Below are 16,674 nucleotides of genomic sequence, written 5' to 3'. Positions count from 1 at the left end.
GAAGGCTGCGATCTTTTGATCTTGACTTCCAAGAAGATCAAAAGATCGCAGCCTTCGGCAGCTCCTACAGGGGTTCTGTGTTCATCTTATGAAACTGGTGCCATGACCCAAGCACTCATCGAACTGTCCGACCTGGGCTTTAGCTGGCCCGGCCACCCGCCGCTGCTGGACATCCCGGCGTTTCGTCTGGAAGCCGGCGAAACCCTGTTCCTCAAGGGCCCCAGCGGCAGCGGCAAGACCACCCTGCTCGGATTACTCGGCGGTGTGCAGAAGCCCGATCGCGGCAGCATTCGCCTGCTCGGCCAGGAACTCACCGAACTCTCCGCCGGCGCCCGCGACACCTTTCGCGTCGACCACACTGGCTATATCTTTCAGCAGTTCAACTTGCTGCCGTTTCTCTCGGTGCGCGAGAACGTTGAGCTGCCGTGTCACTTCTCCAAATTACGTGCGCAAAGGGCGAAACAGCGCCACGGCAGCGTCGATCAAGCCGCCGCCACCCTGCTCGCCCACTTGGGCTTGAAGGACGAAAGCCTCCTCAGCCGTCGTGCCGATTCGCTGTCGATCGGCCAGCAACAACGCGTCGCCGCTGCCCGCGCCCTGATCGGCCAGCCTGAGCTGGTGATCGCCGACGAACCGACCTCGGCCCTCGACTACGACGCCCGGGAAAACTTCATCCGCCTGCTGTTCGCCGAATGTCGCGAAGCCGGTTCCAGCCTGTTGTTCGTCAGCCACGACCAGAGCCTGGCGCCGCTGTTCGACCGTCACCTGTCCCTGGCCGAACTCAATCGCGCCGCCACGTCTGCCGAGGTCTGAGATGTATTTGTTTCGTCTGGCCATGGCCAGCCTGGCCAACCGCCGTTTCACCGCTTTGCTCACGGCATTCGCCATCGCTTTGTCGGTGTGTCTGCTGCTCGCCGTTGAACGGGTGCGCACCGAAGCCAAAGCCAGTTTCGCCAGCACCATCAGCGGCACCGACCTGATCGTCGGCGCCCGCTCGGGTTCGGTAAACCTGCTGCTGTACTCGGTGTTCCGCATCGGCAACGCCACCAACAACATCCGCTGGGACAGCTTCGAACACTTCGCCAACAATCCGAAAGTGAAGTGGGCGATCCCGATGTCGCTCGGCGATTCGCATCGCGGCTACCGGGTGATGGGCACCACTGAAGCGTATTTCGAGCATTACCAGTACGGTCGCCAGCAACACCTGGCACTGGCCGACGGTCGAGCGTTTGCTACCGATCCGTTTGAAGTGGTGCTCGGCGCGGAAGTGGCTGATGCACTGCATTACAAGCTCGGCGACAAACTGGTGCTGGCCCACGGCGTGGCGGCGATCAGTCTGGTCAAGCACGACGACAAGCCGTTTACCGTGGTCGGCATCCTCAAGCGCACCGGCACCCCGGTCGATCGCACGTTGCACATCAGCCTCGGCGGTATGGAGGCGATTCACATCGACTGGCACAACGGCGTGCCGGCGCGGGGCAACGGGCGGATCACGGCCGATCAGGCGCGTAACATGGACCTGACGCCGCAAGCGATTACCGCGTTCATGCTCGGCCTCAACAGCAAGATTTCCACGTTCGCACTGCAACGTGAGATCAACGAATTCCGTGGCGAGCCGATGCTGGCGATCCTGCCGGGCGTGGCGTTGCAGGAGCTGTGGAGCCTGATGAGCACCGCCGAAAAAGCGCTGTTCGTGGTGTCACTGTTCGTGGTGCTGACCGGATTGATCGGCATGCTCACGGCGATTCTCACCAGCCTCAACGAACGTCGCCGCGAAATGGCGATTTTGCGTTCGGTGGGCGCGCGGCCGTGGCACATTGCGAGCCTGCTGGTGCTGGAAGCTTTTGCACTGGCGTTGACCGGAGTGATCGCCGGACTGGCATTGCTCTACATCGGCATCGCCGCCGCGCAAGGTTACGTGCAGGCCAATTACGGTTTGTACCTGCCGCTGGCGTGGCCGAGCGAGTATGAATGGACGCTGCTCGGTGGCATTCTGGCGGCCGCGCTGCTGATGGGCAGCGTGCCGGCCTGGCGCGCCTATCGCCAATCTTTGGCCGATGGCCTGTCGATCCGTTTATGAGGATGTTCACCATGCCCCGCGCCTTGCTTGCGCTGCTGTTGCTGATCGCCCTGCCCGTGTGGGCAGCGGCGCCGAAAGACCTGACGTGGTCGGAAATGATCCCGCCGGACGCCGCGCCGGAAGTGCCGAACATGACCCCGCTGCACGACCTGTCGAAGATGGGCGACGCGTTGTCTGCCGAGTCTGCGCCAGCGGCGAAGCAGGACCTGCCGAATGCGCCGGTGGTGCAGTCGCTCGACGGTCAGACCATTCGCCTGCCGGGCTATATCGTACCGCTGGAGGTCAACGAAGAGGGGCGCACCACGGACTTCCTGCTCGTGCCGTATTTCGGCGCGTGCATCCATGTGCCGCCACCGCCGTCGAACCAGATCGTCCATGTCAAAAGCGAGTTGGGCGTGAAGCTTGATGAGTTGTATCAGCCGTACTGGGTCGAGGGGCCGTTGCAGGTCAAGGCATCGAGCAGCGAGCTGGCGGATGCCGGGTATCAGATGGAGGCGGACAAGATTTATGTGTATGAGCTGCCGGAATAAATCCCGGTAGTTTTGTGCCGTCTGTAAGGCCCCATCGCTGGCAAGCCAGCTCCGACAGTGATTGAGTCGTTCACAAATTTTGTGATCATCAACAAAACCTGTGGGAGCTGGCTTGCCAGCGATGAGGCCGGCAAAGGTTCCGCAAAAACCGGCGACTTCACTGTTTCATTGAGCTGAGTCAAAAGACCGTATCAGTTGGCTTCGTACCATAGGACATCAGAAACTTTTAACGTCCTTTGGAGCCCCCATGAACAAGTCCTTGCTCAGCGCTTCGCTGTTCGCCCTCGCGCTCGCAACCCCGCTCGCCCACGCCCACGAGGCCGGTGACATCCTCATCCGTGCCGGTGCAATCACCGTCAACCCGAAAGCCGACAGCTCCAGCGTCAAGGTCGATCAGGGTCCGTTGAGCGGCACCAATCTGGGCGGCAAGGCGACCATGAGCAGCGACACCCAACTGGGTCTCAACTTCGCCTACATGCTCACCGACCACGTCGGCCTCGAACTGCTCGCGGCCACCCCGTTCGAGCATGACGTCAAGCTCAAGGGCACTGCCCTGCCAGCTGCCAATGGCAAGCTCGGCACCCTGAAGCACTTGCCGCCGACCCTCAGCGTCGTCTACTACCCACTGGATTCGAAGTCCGCGTTCCAGCCGTATGTCGGCGGCGGTATCAACTACACCTGGATCTATGACGAGCACGTCGGCAGCGAAGCGCAGACTGCAGGTTTCAGCAACTTCAAGGCGAAGAACTCTTGGGGCCTGGCCTGGCAGGTCGGTGCGGATTACATGCTGACCGACAACATCATGCTCAACGCCCAAGTGCGCTACATCGACATCGATACCCGCGCCACTGTCGAGAACAACGCTGTCGCACCGGGCACCCGCGCACGGGTGAACGTGGATGTCGATCCGTTCATCTACATGGTCGGTCTGGGCTATAAATTCTAAGCTGATGTTTACCGAACGTTCACGTGGTGGTGAATGAGGCTCGGTGGTGAGCAGGCAAAGAACTGACGGCGACCGTACGCAGTTGATCGGGGGATAACATCCCCTCGCCACAGGAATGGCGACATATTCCGGCCGTGAAAAAGGCGCCTGTCAAAGGGCGCCTTTTTCATGTCCGTGAAACGCTTATTTGCCGAGCAATCGCGCCAGGCCGACGCGCATCGGCGTCTGCGCTGGCAGCTTGAAGCGTTCCAGCAGCCGCTTGTTGTTGGCCCGCGAATGGCGGATATCACCGGAACGCGCCGGGCCGTAGCTGACCGCTGGCAGCTCACCCACGACCGTCTCCAGCGCCGCGAGCATTTGCTTGAGGTTCATCGACTCATTCCAGCCGACGTTCACCGCGCCCGCTTCCACTTCAGGGTTCTCGATGGCCTGCACCAGCACATCGACCAGATCTTCGACATAGAGGAAATCCCGCGTCTGCTCACCGTCACCAAACACGGTGATCGGCAGGCCTTTCTGTGCGCGCTCGCTGAAAATACTGATCACCCCGGAGTACGGCGAGGACGGATCCTGACGTGGGCCGAAGATGTTGAAGAAACGGAAGATCGCCGGTTCCAGACCGTGCTGGCGACGATAGAAATCGAAGTAGTGCTCACCGGCCAGTTTGTCCGAGGCATACGGCGTCAGCGGTTGTTTCGGCGTGTCTTCGTCGATCGACTGGCCTTCACCGTTGTTGCCATACACCGCCGCGCTGGAGGCGTACAGCACGCGTTTGACCCCAGCCTGGCGCATCGCTTCGCAGACATTCAGCGTGCCGATGAAATTGCTCTGGTGGGTTTTTACCGGATCATCCACCGAGGCCTGCACCGACGCGACGGCGGCCAAGTGCGCCACAGCGCTGCAACCCTGCATCGCTTGAGCGACCAGCGCGGCATCGGCGACATCGCCAACAATCAGCTCGACCTTGGGATTGTCCAGGGGCAGATTGGCGCGTTTGCCGGTCGACAGATCATCGAGGATCCGCACCGAATGGCCCTTGGCAAGCAAGGCGTCGGTCAGGTGCGAGCCGATGAAACCGGCGCCGCCGGTGATTAAAACAGGGCCTTCAGCCATGGCGATAAAACCTATCCAGTAAAGCCGGGAGCGCGGCACGCCAGGCGCGCGGCTTGATCCCGAAAGTGTGCAGAATTTTCTTGCAGGCCAGCACTGCGTGTTGCGGCTCTTCGGCGGCGTCCGGGCGCGCGGCGTGAGCCTGTGCGGTCGGCGCCTCGATGGCCAGGGCGTGCAGGCTGCGCGCTTCGGTCAGAATCGCCTGCCCCAGCGCCAGCGGCGTGGTCGCTTCGTGGCCGGCGTAGTGATAAGTGCCCCACAGCGGCGCGGCGCAATCGAGTTGCTTGAGCACCGAGATGATCACCCGTGCAGCGTCGTCGACCGGGGTCGGATTGCCACGGCGGTCATCGGCCAGGAGCAATTCTTCCGGTTGCTCGGCGCGGGCGAGGAAACGTCCAAGGGTGCCGTCGGCGCTGTCATCGAGCAGCCAGCCGAAACGCAACAACACGTGCTGCGGGCACGTCGCGCGAACGCTCTGTTCGATGCGCCACAAGGCCTGACCACGCAGACCGAGCGGCACCGGTTCGTCTTTTTCGCTGTAAGCGGTCGCACGCGAGCCGTCGAACACCCGATAACTGGAGGGCTGCACGAGGACAATGTTGTGGTGCTGGCACAGTTCGGCCAGGCGCTCGATCGCACGCTCTTGCCCGGCCATCCGCGTTTCGCTGACGGCCTCGGCCTGGAACCAGTCGAAATAGTAGGCGAGGTTGATCAACGCATCGGGACGGGTGTCGTCGAGCAATTGAGTCAGGCTCGCGGCATCCCAGCCGTTTTCGGGCGGGCGGGGGGCGAGGAAACCGATGTCTTCCTCTGCACCGAGGCGAATCAGCGCCTGCCCAAGGGCATTTCCGCCGCCCAGTAACATAAGGCGCATTCGCATAGAGTCAGCAGGCCCAGTCTGATTGGAACGATGGCTTGAGCGACGGATCTTGTGGAAGCGTCGCCGATAATTGCCGGAATCGTTGCATTTTGCGGGTTTAGTGCGCAACCGTCATCCGTAAAGTGTTCATCCCAAGGATTTGTGCTGTGGCATCTGGCCCCATCGCTGGCAAGCCAGCTCCCACAGGGTTCAGTGCTGACCACAAATTCTGTGAACCACCGCAATCCTTGTGGGAGCTGGCTTGCCAGCGATGAGGCCCTGGCAGACGCTGAAGATCCTGAGCGGTACTTGCATCTTCCCTCCTGCGCCCGCATAACTTACCCCATGAATCTGCCCCTCCCCGCCGACAGCGCTCTGGCAGGCTTTCACCCCGCCGTCAGCGCCTGGTTCAGCAAGACCTTCCCGGCGGTCACCGCCGCCCAGGCCCGCGCATGGCCGTTGATCCGCCAGCGCCGCTCGACGCTGATCGCCGCGCCCACCGGCTCGGGCAAAACCCTGACCGCGTTCCTCGCCGTGCTCGACGACCTCGTCCACCGGGGCCTGGAAAACCCCGATGGCCTGCCCGACGAAACCCTGGTGGTCTACGTCTCGCCGCTCAAAGCCCTGTCCAACGACATCCGCATCAACCTGCAAAACCCATTGGCCGGGATCACCGAACAACTTCGTCAGATGCACCTGCCGGAAGTACATATCACCACCGCCGTGCGCACTGGCGACACCCCGCAAAAAGACCGCACGGCCATGCGCAAAACCGCGCCGCACATTCTGGTGACCACGCCGGAATCGCTCTACGTGCTGCTCGGCTCGGAGTCAGGGCGCAAAATGCTCGGCACCACGCGCACGGTGATCATCGACGAAATCCACGCGATGGCCGCCGGCAAACGCGGCAGCCACTTGGCCCTGAGTCTTGAGCGCCTGCAAGCCTTGTGCGCCGAACCGCTGACGCGCATCGGCCTCTCCGCTACACAGAAACCAGTCGAAGCCGTGGCGCAATTTCTGGTCGGCCATGACCGCCCTTGCGAAATCATCGACATCGGCCACGCGCGGCCACGGGATCTCGGCATCGAAGTGCCGCCCGTGCCGTTGTCGGCCGTCATGGCCAACGACGTTTGGGAGCTGGTCTACGACCGCCTCGCCGAACTGGCCCGCGAGCACCGCACCACACTGATTTTCGTCAACACCCGGCGCCTCGCCGAGCGCCTGAGCCGACACCTCAGCGAACGCCTCGGCAAGCACGCGGTGGCGGCGCATCACGGCAGTCTGGCCAAGGAGTTTCGCCTCGACGCCGAGCAACGCCTCAAGCGCGGCGAGTTGCAGGTCTTAATCGCTACCGCCTCGCTGGAGCTGGGCATCGATATCGGCGAAGTCGATCTGGTCTGTCAGATTGCCTCGCCGCGCTCCATCGCCGGGTTTCTGCAACGAGTTGGCCGCTCCGGGCACCAGGTCGGTGGCACACCCAAGGGACGATTATTCGCCACCACCCGCGACGACCTGATCGAATGCGCCGCCCTGCTCGACTGCGTGCGCCGAGGCGAACTCGATACCCTGCACATTCCCGTCGCGCCGCTGGATGTGCTCGCGCAGCAGATCATCGCCGAAGTCAGTTGTCAGGAATGGTCAGAAGACGATTTGCTGGCGATGTTCCGCCAGGCCTCGCCCTATCGCGATCTCGACGAAAAACATTATCTAGCCCTGCTGAGCATGCTCGCTGAAGGCTACAACGGTCGTCAGGGCATCCGCAGTGCCTACCTGCACCGCGACGCTGTCAGCCGCACGTTGCGTGGCCGCCGTGGCGCGAAACTCGCAGCCGTGACCAGCGGCGGCACCATCCCCGACAACGCCGATTACAGCGTGATGCTCGAACCGCAAGGCCTGAACATCGGCAGTGTCAACGAAGACTTCGCCGTAGAAAGTATCGCCGGCGATGTGTTCCAGCTCGGCAACACGTCTTACCGCATCCTCCGTGTGGAAACCGGCAAGGTGCGCGTCGAGGATGCCCACGGCCAGCCGCCGACCATTCCGTTCTGGCTCGGCGAAGCGCCGGGGCGCAGCGATGAGCTGTCGGCGGCAGTGGCACGTCTGCAAGCGCAGCTCGACGAATTGCTCGGCGCCAGCCCCGGAGACTTGCAACCGGCGCTCGACTGGCTGACGCAAACCCTCGGCCTTAACCTCGCCAGCGCCGAGCAACTGGTCGAATACCTCGCCCGCGCCCGACAAACCCTCGGCGCCCTGCCCTCGCAAGATACTTTGCTGATGGAGCGGTTTTTCGACGAGTCCGGCGGCACCCAACTGATCATCCATTCGCCGTTCGGCAGCCGCATCAACCGGGCCTGGGGCCTGGCCCTGCGCAAGCGTTTCTGCCGCACGTTCAATTTCGAGTTGCAGGCGGCGGCCAGCGAAGACGCAATCGTCCTGTCGCTGTCCACCAGCCACAGTTTTGAACTGGATGAGATCTGGCGCTACCTGCACAGCAACAGCGCCGAGCACATCCTGATTCAAGCGGTGCTCGATGCGCCGCTGTTCGGCGTGCGCTGGCGCTGGAACGCCGGCGTGGCGCTGGCTTTGCCGCGTTTTACCGGTGGCCGCAAAGTCGCGCCGCAGTTGCAGCGGATGAAAAGCGAAGACCTGATTGCCAGCGTGTTTCCCGACCAGATCGCCTGCTTGGAAAACCTCGCTGGCGAACGGGAAATTCCCGAACATCCATTGATCGAACAAACCCTCGACGACTGCCTGCACGAAGCGATGGACAGCGAAGGCTGGCTCAATCTGCTGCGGCGCATGGAGCGTGGCGAGGTGCGTTTGATCAGCCGTGATTTACCGGCGCCCTCGCCGCTCGCTGCAGAAATTCTCAGTGCGCGGCCGTACACCTTTCTCGACGATGCACCGCTGGAAGAACGCCGCACTCAAGCAGTGATCAACCGGCGCTGGAGCGATCCGCAATCGACCGATGATCTCGGCGCGCTGGATGCAGACGCGATAAACGCCGTGCGCGAAGAAGCCTGGCCGACGCCGAACGCTGTGGATGAAATGCATGAGGCGTTAATGAGTCTGGCGTGTATCAGCGAGTCTGAAGTGCAAGCTAACGAAGGCTGGGGTGAATGGCTGGAGACCTTGGCCAGCAGTGGTCGCGCCTGTCGTTTACAGGTCGATACGGAGCATGGCTTGTGGCTGGCTCGCGAACGCCTGACCTGTCTGCGAGCACTTTATCCACAGGCCCAATTGCAACCCGAGTTGGAGGCGTTGCCCGGATTCGCTGAGGCCTGGACGTTCGACGAGGCACTGGTCGAAGTGATTCGCGCGCGCCTGGGTGCGTTCGGCCCGCTGCCTTTACCTGCCATCGCCGAACCGCTGGCGCTGCCGGCCACCCAAGTCAATCAAGCACTCGCGCAACTGGAGCGCGAAGGCTATGTGCTGCGCGGCCAGTTCACGCCGAAACTGAACATCGAGGAATGGTGCGAACGCCACCTGCTCGCGCGCATTCATCGCTACACGGTCAAGCGTCTGCGCCGGGAAATCGAACCGGTGGCGTTGCAGGATTTCATGCGGTTTCTGTTCGACTGGCAGCATCTGTCGCCCGCGACGCGCGGTCAGGGCAGCGCCGTATTGCCGGCGATTGTCGGCCAGTTCGAAGGCTACGCGGCGGCAGCTTCGGCGTGGGACAGCGACATTCTGCCGGCGCGGCTCAAAGACTATTCGCCGAGCTGGCTGGATGAGCTGTGCCGCAACGGCAAACTGGTGTGGACGCGCCTCAGCGCCCGGCAAAAAATCAGCGGTACGGCGTTGCGCAGCACGCCGATTGTGTTGCTGCCGCGCAGTCAGGTTGGCTTATGGAGCGCGCTGGCCGAACAGACGCCCGTGAGCGAACTGTCGCCGAAAACCCGGAAAGTGTTTGAAGCCTTGAGCCAACACGGCGCACTGTTTTTCGATGAGCTGATCCACGAAGCGCATCTGCTGCGCACCGAACTGGAAATCGCCTTGCAGGAACTGGTCGGCGCCGGGCTGGTGAATGCCGACAGCTTCGCCGGGCTGCGTGCGCTGATCACCCCGCCGAGCAAGCGCCAGCAGCGCAGCAGTCGGCGTGGACGCGGCGCGTTTGTCGGCGGCATGGACGATGCCGGGCGCTGGGCGTTACTGCGGCGCGGGTCGATTGTGGATAACAGCGAGACGCTTGAACACGTCGCCATGACCTTGCTGCGCCGCTATGGCGTGGTGTTCTGGCGCTTGTTGGAGCGCGAGGCGGATTGGTTGCCGAGCTGGCGGGAATTGCTGCGCACGTTTCATCGGCTGGAAGCGCGCGGCGAGATTCGCGGCGGGCGCTTTGTCAGTGGCTTGGCGGGGGAACAGTTTGCCTTGCCTGAGGCGATTCCATTGTTGCGCGAAGTGCGACGGCGGCCGCATGACGGCAGTCTGATTGCGGTGTGCGGGGTTGATCCGCTGAATCTGGCCGGGACGTTGTTGCCGGGGGTGAAAGTGCCGGCGCTGGCGAGTAATCGGCTGGTGTATCGCGATGGGTTGCCGGCGGCGGCGGAGATTGGCGGCAAGCAGCAGTTTTGGCTGGAGTTGGATCAGATTGACATGGAACAGGTGCGCAGCAAGCTGATCCGGCATTGAGGGTGACTGTTCTGGCCTCATCGCTGGCAAGCCAGCTCCCACAGGGTTTTGGGTGATGCAGGAATTAAAAGGCACACCACAAATCACTGTGGGAGCTGGCTTGCCAGCGATGGGGCCAGCATTCACACCACAAATCCCGTCGTTAAGTCCGCGATTCCTGCGGCACCTCAGTTGCAACCACCTCTCCCTCGTGCACCTGCCGCTTCGGCAACAAAACCTGCTGTGGATAAGTCTGCGCGAAATGCACCACCGGGCTGTTATCCACAAGCTTCTTCAAGCGCTGGTTGAACGCCCGGCTCACCGCATACTGCCCACCCGACACTGTGCGGAACTGCGCCGTCAGCACCACACCGTTCAAATCCATCCTGTCCACGCCAAACACATCCAGCGGCCCTTGCAGGTTGTACTTGAGGAACGGGTCTTCGCGGATCGAATCGCCGGTCTCGCGGATCAGCTCGATGGCCTTGTCGACATCCGTGTCGTAGGTGAACTGCACCGAGAAGAACGCAAAGGCAAATTGCCGCGATTGGTTGGTCACCGCTTTAATCTGGCCGAACGGCACCGAATGCACAAAACCCTTGCCGTCACGCAGTCGCAGCGTGCGAATGGTCAGCCCTTCGACCGTGCCGGCATGCCCGGAATCGAGCACCACCCAATCGCCAATCGACAGCGTGTCTTCGATGATGATGAACAACCCGGTGATCACGTCCTGCACCAGTTGCTGCGAACCGAAACCGATGGCCAGACCGACCACCCCGGCACCGGCCAGCAGCGGCGCGACGTTGATCCCGAGGTTGGCCATGGTGGTGATCGCGCAGATCACCACGAGGATGATTTTGATCGCGTTACGCAACAGCGGCAGGATGGTTTTCACCCGCGTACTCGGCTGGCGCGCGCCGCGCTTGCTCACCGGTGGTTTCAGCGCTTCCTGAATCGCCGTGTCGAGCACCACCCACAACAACCACGTCACCAGGAAGATCAGACCGATGCGGCTCAGCGCATCACTGATCGCCCGGCCGACCGTGCTGCTTTGGGCGAAATCGAGCAGCGAAACACCCCAGATCCGCCCGAGGATATCGATGAAAGCAACCGCGATGACGATTCGCAGCAAGGCGTGCAACAGACTGAGAAAACGTTCCTTGTAGGCGCTGCTGCGCTGAATCGCTTCGGCTTTTCGCGACTTGAACAAGTGCTGCAGGATCGTGCTGAGGAACACCGTGCCGATCAGCAATACCGTGGTAAACAACGCGCAGCGCAGGGCCTTTTGATTGTCCTCGCCGATGCCGATCAAACTCACCACCGAGACCAGCACCATCAGCACAATCGGCCAGTACCACAGCCCGGAAAAGATCCGCAGCGATTCCTGCAAGGATGGTTGTTTCAGCCGCTGGCTCAGCGAACGGTTGCGAATCAGATGGGCCACCGGACGGCGCAGGCGAATCACCAATAATCCGAAAATCACCGAGGCAATCAGCCCGGTGAACACCGCGACGCTGCTGGTGATATTGCCGCCCAATTGGCGGGCGATCTGCGGGCTGGTCAGGGCATCGCTGAGGGCCGCGAGGAAGCCGATCAGGAACAGCGGTCGTGGGCAGTAATGACGGATGATTCGCGCCGCCGGTCGTTTATGGCCGACGTTGAACATCACCACCACGCACAAAAATATCGACGTGGAAAAAATGCCGCTGCTGGTGGCGTAGGCCAGACACAGCGCCAGCGCACGTCCGACAGAAGCTTGCAGAAAGTGGCTGACGTAAAGCGTCAGCGGCAGGCAGATCAGCGCTGGCACGGTGTACGGCAAGAAGTAGCCGATCAGATCCTGGCTGCGCTGGCGGGTGCGCAACCAGCGGCCCTCGCGCACGCGTTTGGTCAACAGGCTGCCGAGCACGGTAAGCAACGCAAAACTGCCAAGCCAGGCGCCGGACAGCGTGAGGAAATCCCCGGCAACGCTCCACCCCGAGCGATTCGACGGCTGGTTGACCAGTTTGTCGACCTCATTGGCCGCACGGTCGGCACGCAGGCGCCAGGCATCGACCAGGTGTTCGTTAATATCGAGTTTGTCTTGTACGTCGTCGATGCTCGAACTGATCGCACCGAGCAATCCACCCTGCACCAGTGGCTCGGGTTTGGCCGGTTCTTCGGCGGCGGCCGGCACGCCCGGCAGTGCGGCGGCCTCCAGTTCGTTGGCGCCTAGAAACAGCAATGCTCCCAGCACAATGGCGATCCTGAACTTGAACAAAACTCCGATCTCCCGTGGTTGAACCTGTAAGGAACTGATCGATATTTGTGCGGCAAGTTCAAGAGCCTCGCCATTGGCCGTGATCGTTCCAGCGCTATTGCCAGCAGGGCTGGCAGGTGTTCAGCAGCACGTACCGTCCGTAACGCCATCGAAACTTTCCCGATCCGCCCGCAGTCATCAAAAGATACCGGCAACACGAGGACTTTCGACGGGAGGGCGATATGGCGACGATTCACATCGGTATTTCCGGCTGGCGCTACGCACCGTGGCGGGGGGATTTCTATCCCAAGGGACTGGCACAAAAGCGCGAATTGCAGTTTGCGTCGAGGGCGGTCAACAGCATCGAAATCAATGGATCGTTCTACGCGCTGCAACGACCTGAACGTTATGCACAGTGGTACGCCGAAACGCCTGACGACTTCGTCTTCAGCGTCAAGGCGCCGCGCTTCATCACCCACATCCGCCGCTTGCGCGACATCGAAAAACCGCTGGCGAATTTCTTTGCTTCCGGGATCCTGGAACTCAAGGAAAAACTCGGGCCGATCCTTTGGCAATTTCCGCCGAATTTCAAATTCCAGCCTGAGCGCTTTGAGCATTTCCTCGCGCTATTGCCCCACGACACCGAAGCGGCCGCTGCCCTCGCCCATCAACATGACTCGCACCTGCACGGTCACGCGAGCATGAAAGCCTGGCGCAAAAAGCCGCTGCGCCATGCCGTGGAGATCCGCAATGACAGCTTCCTTGATCCCGATTTCGTGCGGCTGTTGAAACGCTACAACACCGCACTGGTCATCGCCGACACCGCCAACAAATGGCCGTACCGCGAAGACCTCACCAGCGACTTCGTCTACCTGCGCCTGCACGGTGCCGAAGAGCTTTATGCCAGCGGCTACACTGCGCCGGCCCTGAAGCGTTGGGCCGAACGCATCGACGCTTGGCACCACGGCGAGCAACCAAAAGATGCTCACCTGATCGCGCCACGCTTGAAGCCGCGCCCGCGCAAATCCCGCGAAGTGTTCTGCTATTTCGACAACGACATCAAAGTCCGCGCGCCCTACGACGCCCGCGATCTGCTGCAGCGTTTCGAACTGGATAAAGATCTCGCAACCGCCCCCGGCGAACCCGCTGCGCAAGGAGTGCTGGCATGAGCATTTCAGAACCGGTCGGTTTCACTGATGAGGGCTCGGTGGTCGCGCCGTCGGTACGTACGTTCACCGTGTTGACGGTCAACACCCACAAGGGCTTCACCGCGCTCAACCGGCGCTTCATCCTCCCGGAATTGCGCGAAGCGGTGCGCAGCGTCGCCGCCGACGTGGTGTTCCTGCAGGAAGTCCACGGCACCCACGAGCATCATCCCAAGCGCTACAGCAATTGGCCGACGATGCCGCAGTACGAGTTCCTCGCCGACAGCCTCTGGCCGCAGTTCGCTTACGGCCGCAACGCGGTGTACCCGGAGGGCGATCACGGCAATGCCCTGCTGTCGAAATTCCAGATCATCCGCCACGACAACCTTGATGTGTCGATCAGCGGCCACGAGAACCGTGGCCTGTTGCATTGCGTGCTGCGCCTGCCCGGTGACGGCACGGAAATCCACGCAATCTGCGTGCATCTGGGCCTGCGCGAAAGCCACCGCAACGCGCAATTGAAGCTGCTCGGCGAACGTCTTGCCGAGTTGCCCGACGACGCGCCAGTGATCGTCGCTGGCGACTTCAACGATTGGCGCCAGCGCGCCGATGCGCTGCTCAAACCTTGCGGCTTGCGCGAAGTGTTCGCCGAACAGCACGGCAAACCGGCGCGCAGTTTTCCCGCACGTCTGCCGACCCTGCGCCTCGACCGCATCTACGTGCGCAACCTTAAAGCCAGCCAGCCGAAGGTCCTCGCCAATCGGCCCTGGTCTCACCTTTCCGACCACGCACCGTTATCGGTGGAGATCGAACTATGAACAGCGCGCCGTTGGAGAAATCCGCCGTGGAACCGATAGCCATTACCCCGCCGATACGCGAGCCCGGCCAAGTCGATGTCGAATATCGCTGGCAGGGCGGCAACCATGTGCAATTGCTGGAGAACGGCGAGGAGTATTTCCCGCGCGTGTTTGAAGCGATGCGCGCGGCGAAAAGTGAAATCCTCTTGGAAACCTTCATCGTTTTCGAAGACAAGGTCGGCGCCGAACTGCAGGAGATTCTGATTGATGCGGCGAAGCGCGGCGTGCGCACCACCGTCAGCCTCGACGGCTTTGGCTGCGGCGAGCTGACCACCGGCTATCTCACCGCGCTGAGTGCAGCCGGGGTGCATTTGCAGATCTTCGATCCGGCACCCAAGCGTCTCGGCATCCGAACTAACTGGTTTCGCCGCTTGCATCGCAAAATCGTCGTGGTCGACGGCATGGTCGCGTTCATCGGTGGAATCAATTTTTCCGGCGATCACCTGGCCGATTTCGGCCCTGAGGCCAAGCAGGATTATTCGGTGGAAGTTCAGGGCCCGGCAGTGGCCGACATCCACCATTTCGCCCTGCTGCAAAGTGGTCGTCCGGGCCGCGCGCGGTTCTGGTGGCAGCGCCGCCGCCAGCGTCGCGCGGAAATGGCTTTCGACGATCACGACGGGCAAGTGCGTCTGGTGTTTCGCGACAACGACCAGCACAGCACCGATATCGAGGACGTTTATCTGCAAGTGCTGCGCGGCGCCAAACGCCGGGTGGTGATCGCCAACGCCTACTTCTTCCCCGGTTATCGATTGCTGCGTGAGATGCGCAATGCCGCGCGCCGTGGCGTCGATGTGCGGCTGATTCTGCAAGGTCAGCCAGACATGCTGGTGGCCAAACTCGCGGCGCGCATGACCTACGATTACTTGCTCAAGGCCGGGGTGCAGATTCACGAATATTGCCAGCGTCCTTTGCACGGCAAAGTCGCGCTGGTCGACGAAGAATGGAGCACCGTCGGTTCGAGCAACCTCGACCCGCTGAGCTTGTCGCTGAACCTGGAAGCCAACGTGCTGATTCGCGACCGCGCCTTCAATCAGCACTTGTTCGAGCGCCTCGAAGACCTCAGCCAGAATCACTGCAAAGCCATGGATGCGAGCAAGTCGCCACGCGGGCGGATCTGGCACATGACCGTGGGGTTTCTGGTGTTTCACTTTCTGCGGCATTTCCCGGCAATGGCCGGTTGGCTGCCGGCGCACAAGCCGCGACTCAAGCCGTTTCGAGGTGACGCATCATGAGCCATTCCGAAGCGCATTCGAGCGCACATTCGGCACCTGCGACGCACTCGAAATGGAGCCGCTGGAAACGTCCGTTGACGCTGCTGTTTTTCCTCGCATTGATCGTGTTGCTGACAATGTTCGCCACGCGCATCGAATGGAAAGAAGTGCTGGAAACTCTCGCCGACTTCAAAGTGCGCACGCTAATCATCGCTGCCGGCCTGACGTTGCTGAGCTTTCTGGTGTACGCCAGTTTCGACCTGATCGGACGCACTTACATCCGGCAGGATCTGACCTGGAAACAGATCCTGCCGGTGGGGATCATCAGCTATGCATTCAACTTGAACCTGAGCGCGTGGGTCGGCGGGATTGCCATGCGTTATCGGTTGTATTCGCGGCTGGGGGTGAGCAAAGGCAACATCGCCAAGATTCTCGGCTTGAGCCTGGCGACCAATTGGTTTGGCTACATGACCATTGCCGGCGCGGTGTTCAGCAGCGGTCTGGTGACCATGCCGCCGGGGTGGAAAGTCAGCACCACCGCCCTGCAAGGCATCGGCGTTTTACTTCTGCTGATCAGCGCTGGTTATCTCGCGGCGTGTCAGTTTTCCAAGCGCCGCGAATGGTCGATTCGCGGCGTGGAAATCAATCTGCCGTCGTTGCGCATGGCGGTGTTGCAACTGTTGCTGGGCGCATTGAACTGGTCGTTGATGGCGGCGGTGATTTTCACTTTGCTGCCGAGCAAGCTCGATTATCCGTTGGTGTTGGGGGTGTTGCTGATCAGCGCAATTGCCGGGGTCATCACCCACATTCCGGCGGGGCTTGGGGTGCTGGAAGCGGTGTTCGTCGCGCTGCTGCAGCATGAGGCTTCACGGGGCAGCCTGGTGGCAGGGTTGCTGGCGTATCGGGCGATTTATTTTCTGTTGCCGTTGTTGATCACGGTGGTGATGTATCTGGTGGTGGAGGCCAAGGCAAAGGCGCTGCGGATAGAGAAGAAACCGAGGCATTAAGATCAAGAGATCGCAGCCTGCGGCAGCTCCTACAGTTGGAATGCATTCTCCCTGTAGGAGCTGCCGCAGGCTGCGATCT

12 protein-coding genes are annotated in these 16,674 nt (G+C 61.5%); 9 read left to right on the top strand and 3 right to left on the bottom strand.

Features of this window, described 5'->3' with window-relative positions; all coding sequences use genetic code 11:
- Window positions 1-102 precede the first annotated feature (102 nt).
- The 4 genes from EJA71_RS22220 to EJA71_RS22205 all read left to right on the top strand — a co-directional run bounded on the left by EJA71_RS22220 (window position 103) and on the right by EJA71_RS22205 (window position 3,556).
- Window positions 103-813, top strand: coding sequence for an ABC transporter ATP-binding protein (locus EJA71_RS22220; RefSeq protein WP_158959675.1), 711 nt, complete (start codon window positions 103-105; stop codon window positions 811-813).
- Window position 814: 1 nt separating this feature from the next.
- Window positions 815-2,080 (top strand): ABC transporter permease, encoded by a 1,266-nt coding sequence (locus EJA71_RS22215; RefSeq protein WP_158959674.1) that lies wholly within the window; start codon window positions 815-817, stop codon window positions 2,078-2,080.
- A gap of 11 nt (window positions 2,081-2,091) precedes the next feature.
- A complete protein-coding gene (locus EJA71_RS22210; protein WP_158959673.1) occupies window positions 2,092-2,610 on the top strand; it encodes a DUF3299 domain-containing protein in 519 nt (172 codons plus the stop codon).
- Window positions 2,611-2,857: 247 nt separating this feature from the next.
- Window positions 2,858-3,556 carry an OmpW family protein gene (locus EJA71_RS22205; RefSeq protein WP_158959672.1) on the top strand — a complete coding sequence of 233 codons (699 nt, stop codon included), beginning with the start codon at window positions 2,858-2,860 and terminating at the stop codon, window positions 3,554-3,556.
- A gap of 183 nt (window positions 3,557-3,739) precedes the next feature.
- Here EJA71_RS22205 and EJA71_RS22200 read toward each other — a convergent pair whose 3' ends face one another.
- Window positions 3,740-4,669: an NAD-dependent epimerase/dehydratase family protein gene (locus tag EJA71_RS22200; RefSeq protein ID WP_158959671.1), complete on the bottom strand. Its 930-nt coding sequence runs from the start codon at window positions 4,667-4,669 to the stop codon at window positions 3,740-3,742.
- Window positions 4,662-5,546, bottom strand: coding sequence for a sugar nucleotide-binding protein (locus EJA71_RS22195; RefSeq protein WP_045123148.1), 885 nt, complete (start codon window positions 5,544-5,546; stop codon window positions 4,662-4,664). Before EJA71_RS22195 ends, EJA71_RS22200 begins: the two co-directional genes overlap by 8 nt.
- Before the next feature lie 324 nt (window positions 5,547-5,870).
- On the opposite strand from EJA71_RS22195, the gene EJA71_RS22190 reads away from it, so the two are divergent.
- Entirely contained in the window at window positions 5,871-10,157 is a 4,287-nt protein-coding gene (locus EJA71_RS22190; protein ID WP_158959670.1) for a DEAD/DEAH box helicase, read from the top strand.
- A gap of 142 nt (window positions 10,158-10,299) precedes the next feature.
- Here EJA71_RS22190 and EJA71_RS22185 read toward each other — a convergent pair whose 3' ends face one another.
- Window positions 10,300-12,396: a mechanosensitive ion channel family protein gene (locus EJA71_RS22185; protein WP_158959669.1), complete on the bottom strand. Its 2,097-nt coding sequence runs from the start codon at window positions 12,394-12,396 to the stop codon at window positions 10,300-10,302.
- 221 nt (window positions 12,397-12,617) lie between these two features.
- Between EJA71_RS22185 and EJA71_RS22180 the strand changes: the two genes are divergently transcribed.
- The 4 genes from EJA71_RS22180 to EJA71_RS22165 are packed head-to-tail and all read left to right on the top strand — an operon-like array spanning window position 12,618 to window position 16,595.
- On the top strand, window positions 12,618-13,544 hold the full coding sequence (locus EJA71_RS22180; protein ID WP_158959668.1) for a DUF72 domain-containing protein: 927 nt from the start codon (window positions 12,618-12,620) through the stop codon (window positions 13,542-13,544).
- Window positions 13,541-14,338: an endonuclease/exonuclease/phosphatase family protein gene (locus EJA71_RS22175; RefSeq protein WP_158959667.1), complete on the top strand. Its 798-nt coding sequence runs from the start codon at window positions 13,541-13,543 to the stop codon at window positions 14,336-14,338. The genes EJA71_RS22180 and EJA71_RS22175 overlap by 4 nt, the downstream gene beginning before the upstream one ends.
- Window positions 14,335-15,609: a cardiolipin synthase ClsB gene (clsB, locus tag EJA71_RS22170; RefSeq protein ID WP_158959666.1), complete on the top strand. Its 1,275-nt coding sequence runs from the start codon at window positions 14,335-14,337 to the stop codon at window positions 15,607-15,609. Before EJA71_RS22175 ends, clsB begins: the two co-directional genes overlap by 4 nt.
- Entirely contained in the window at window positions 15,606-16,595 is a 990-nt protein-coding gene (locus tag EJA71_RS22165) for a lysylphosphatidylglycerol synthase domain-containing protein (RefSeq protein ID WP_158959665.1), read from the top strand. Before clsB ends, EJA71_RS22165 begins: the two co-directional genes overlap by 4 nt.
- The last annotated feature ends 79 nt before the right edge of the window (window positions 16,596-16,674 follow it).

Source organism: Pseudomonas sp. PB106, assembly GCF_009764645.1.
Taxonomy (GTDB): Bacteria; Pseudomonadota; Gammaproteobacteria; order Pseudomonadales; family Pseudomonadaceae; genus Aquipseudomonas.
The sequence above is the reverse complement of the archived record's forward strand: the minus strand, read 5'-3'. Positions and strand labels throughout refer to the sequence as shown.

Coding starts and splice junctions, on each gene's coding strand:
- EJA71_RS22215 (WP_158959674.1), top strand. CDS start 815: ATGTATTTGTTTCGTCTGGCCATGGCCAGCCTGGCCAACCGCCGTTTC.
- EJA71_RS22175 (WP_158959667.1), top strand. CDS start 13,541: ATGAGCATTTCAGAACCGGTCGGTTTCACTGATGAGGGCTCGGTGGTC.
- EJA71_RS22195 (WP_045123148.1), bottom strand. CDS start 5,546: ATGCGAATGCGCCTTATGTTACTGGGCGGCGGAAATGCCCTTGGGCAG.
- EJA71_RS22205 (WP_158959672.1), top strand. CDS start 2,858: ATGAACAAGTCCTTGCTCAGCGCTTCGCTGTTCGCCCTCGCGCTCGCA.
- EJA71_RS22220 (WP_158959675.1), top strand. CDS start 103: ATGACCCAAGCACTCATCGAACTGTCCGACCTGGGCTTTAGCTGGCCC.
- EJA71_RS22180 (WP_158959668.1), top strand. CDS start 12,618: ATGGCGACGATTCACATCGGTATTTCCGGCTGGCGCTACGCACCGTGG.
- EJA71_RS22190 (WP_158959670.1), top strand. CDS start 5,871: ATGAATCTGCCCCTCCCCGCCGACAGCGCTCTGGCAGGCTTTCACCCC.
- clsB (WP_158959666.1), top strand. CDS start 14,335: ATGAACAGCGCGCCGTTGGAGAAATCCGCCGTGGAACCGATAGCCATT.
- EJA71_RS22210 (WP_158959673.1), top strand. CDS start 2,092: ATGCCCCGCGCCTTGCTTGCGCTGCTGTTGCTGATCGCCCTGCCCGTG.
- EJA71_RS22200 (WP_158959671.1), bottom strand. CDS start 4,669: ATGGCTGAAGGCCCTGTTTTAATCACCGGCGGCGCCGGTTTCATCGGC.
- EJA71_RS22165 (WP_158959665.1), top strand. CDS start 15,606: ATGAGCCATTCCGAAGCGCATTCGAGCGCACATTCGGCACCTGCGACG.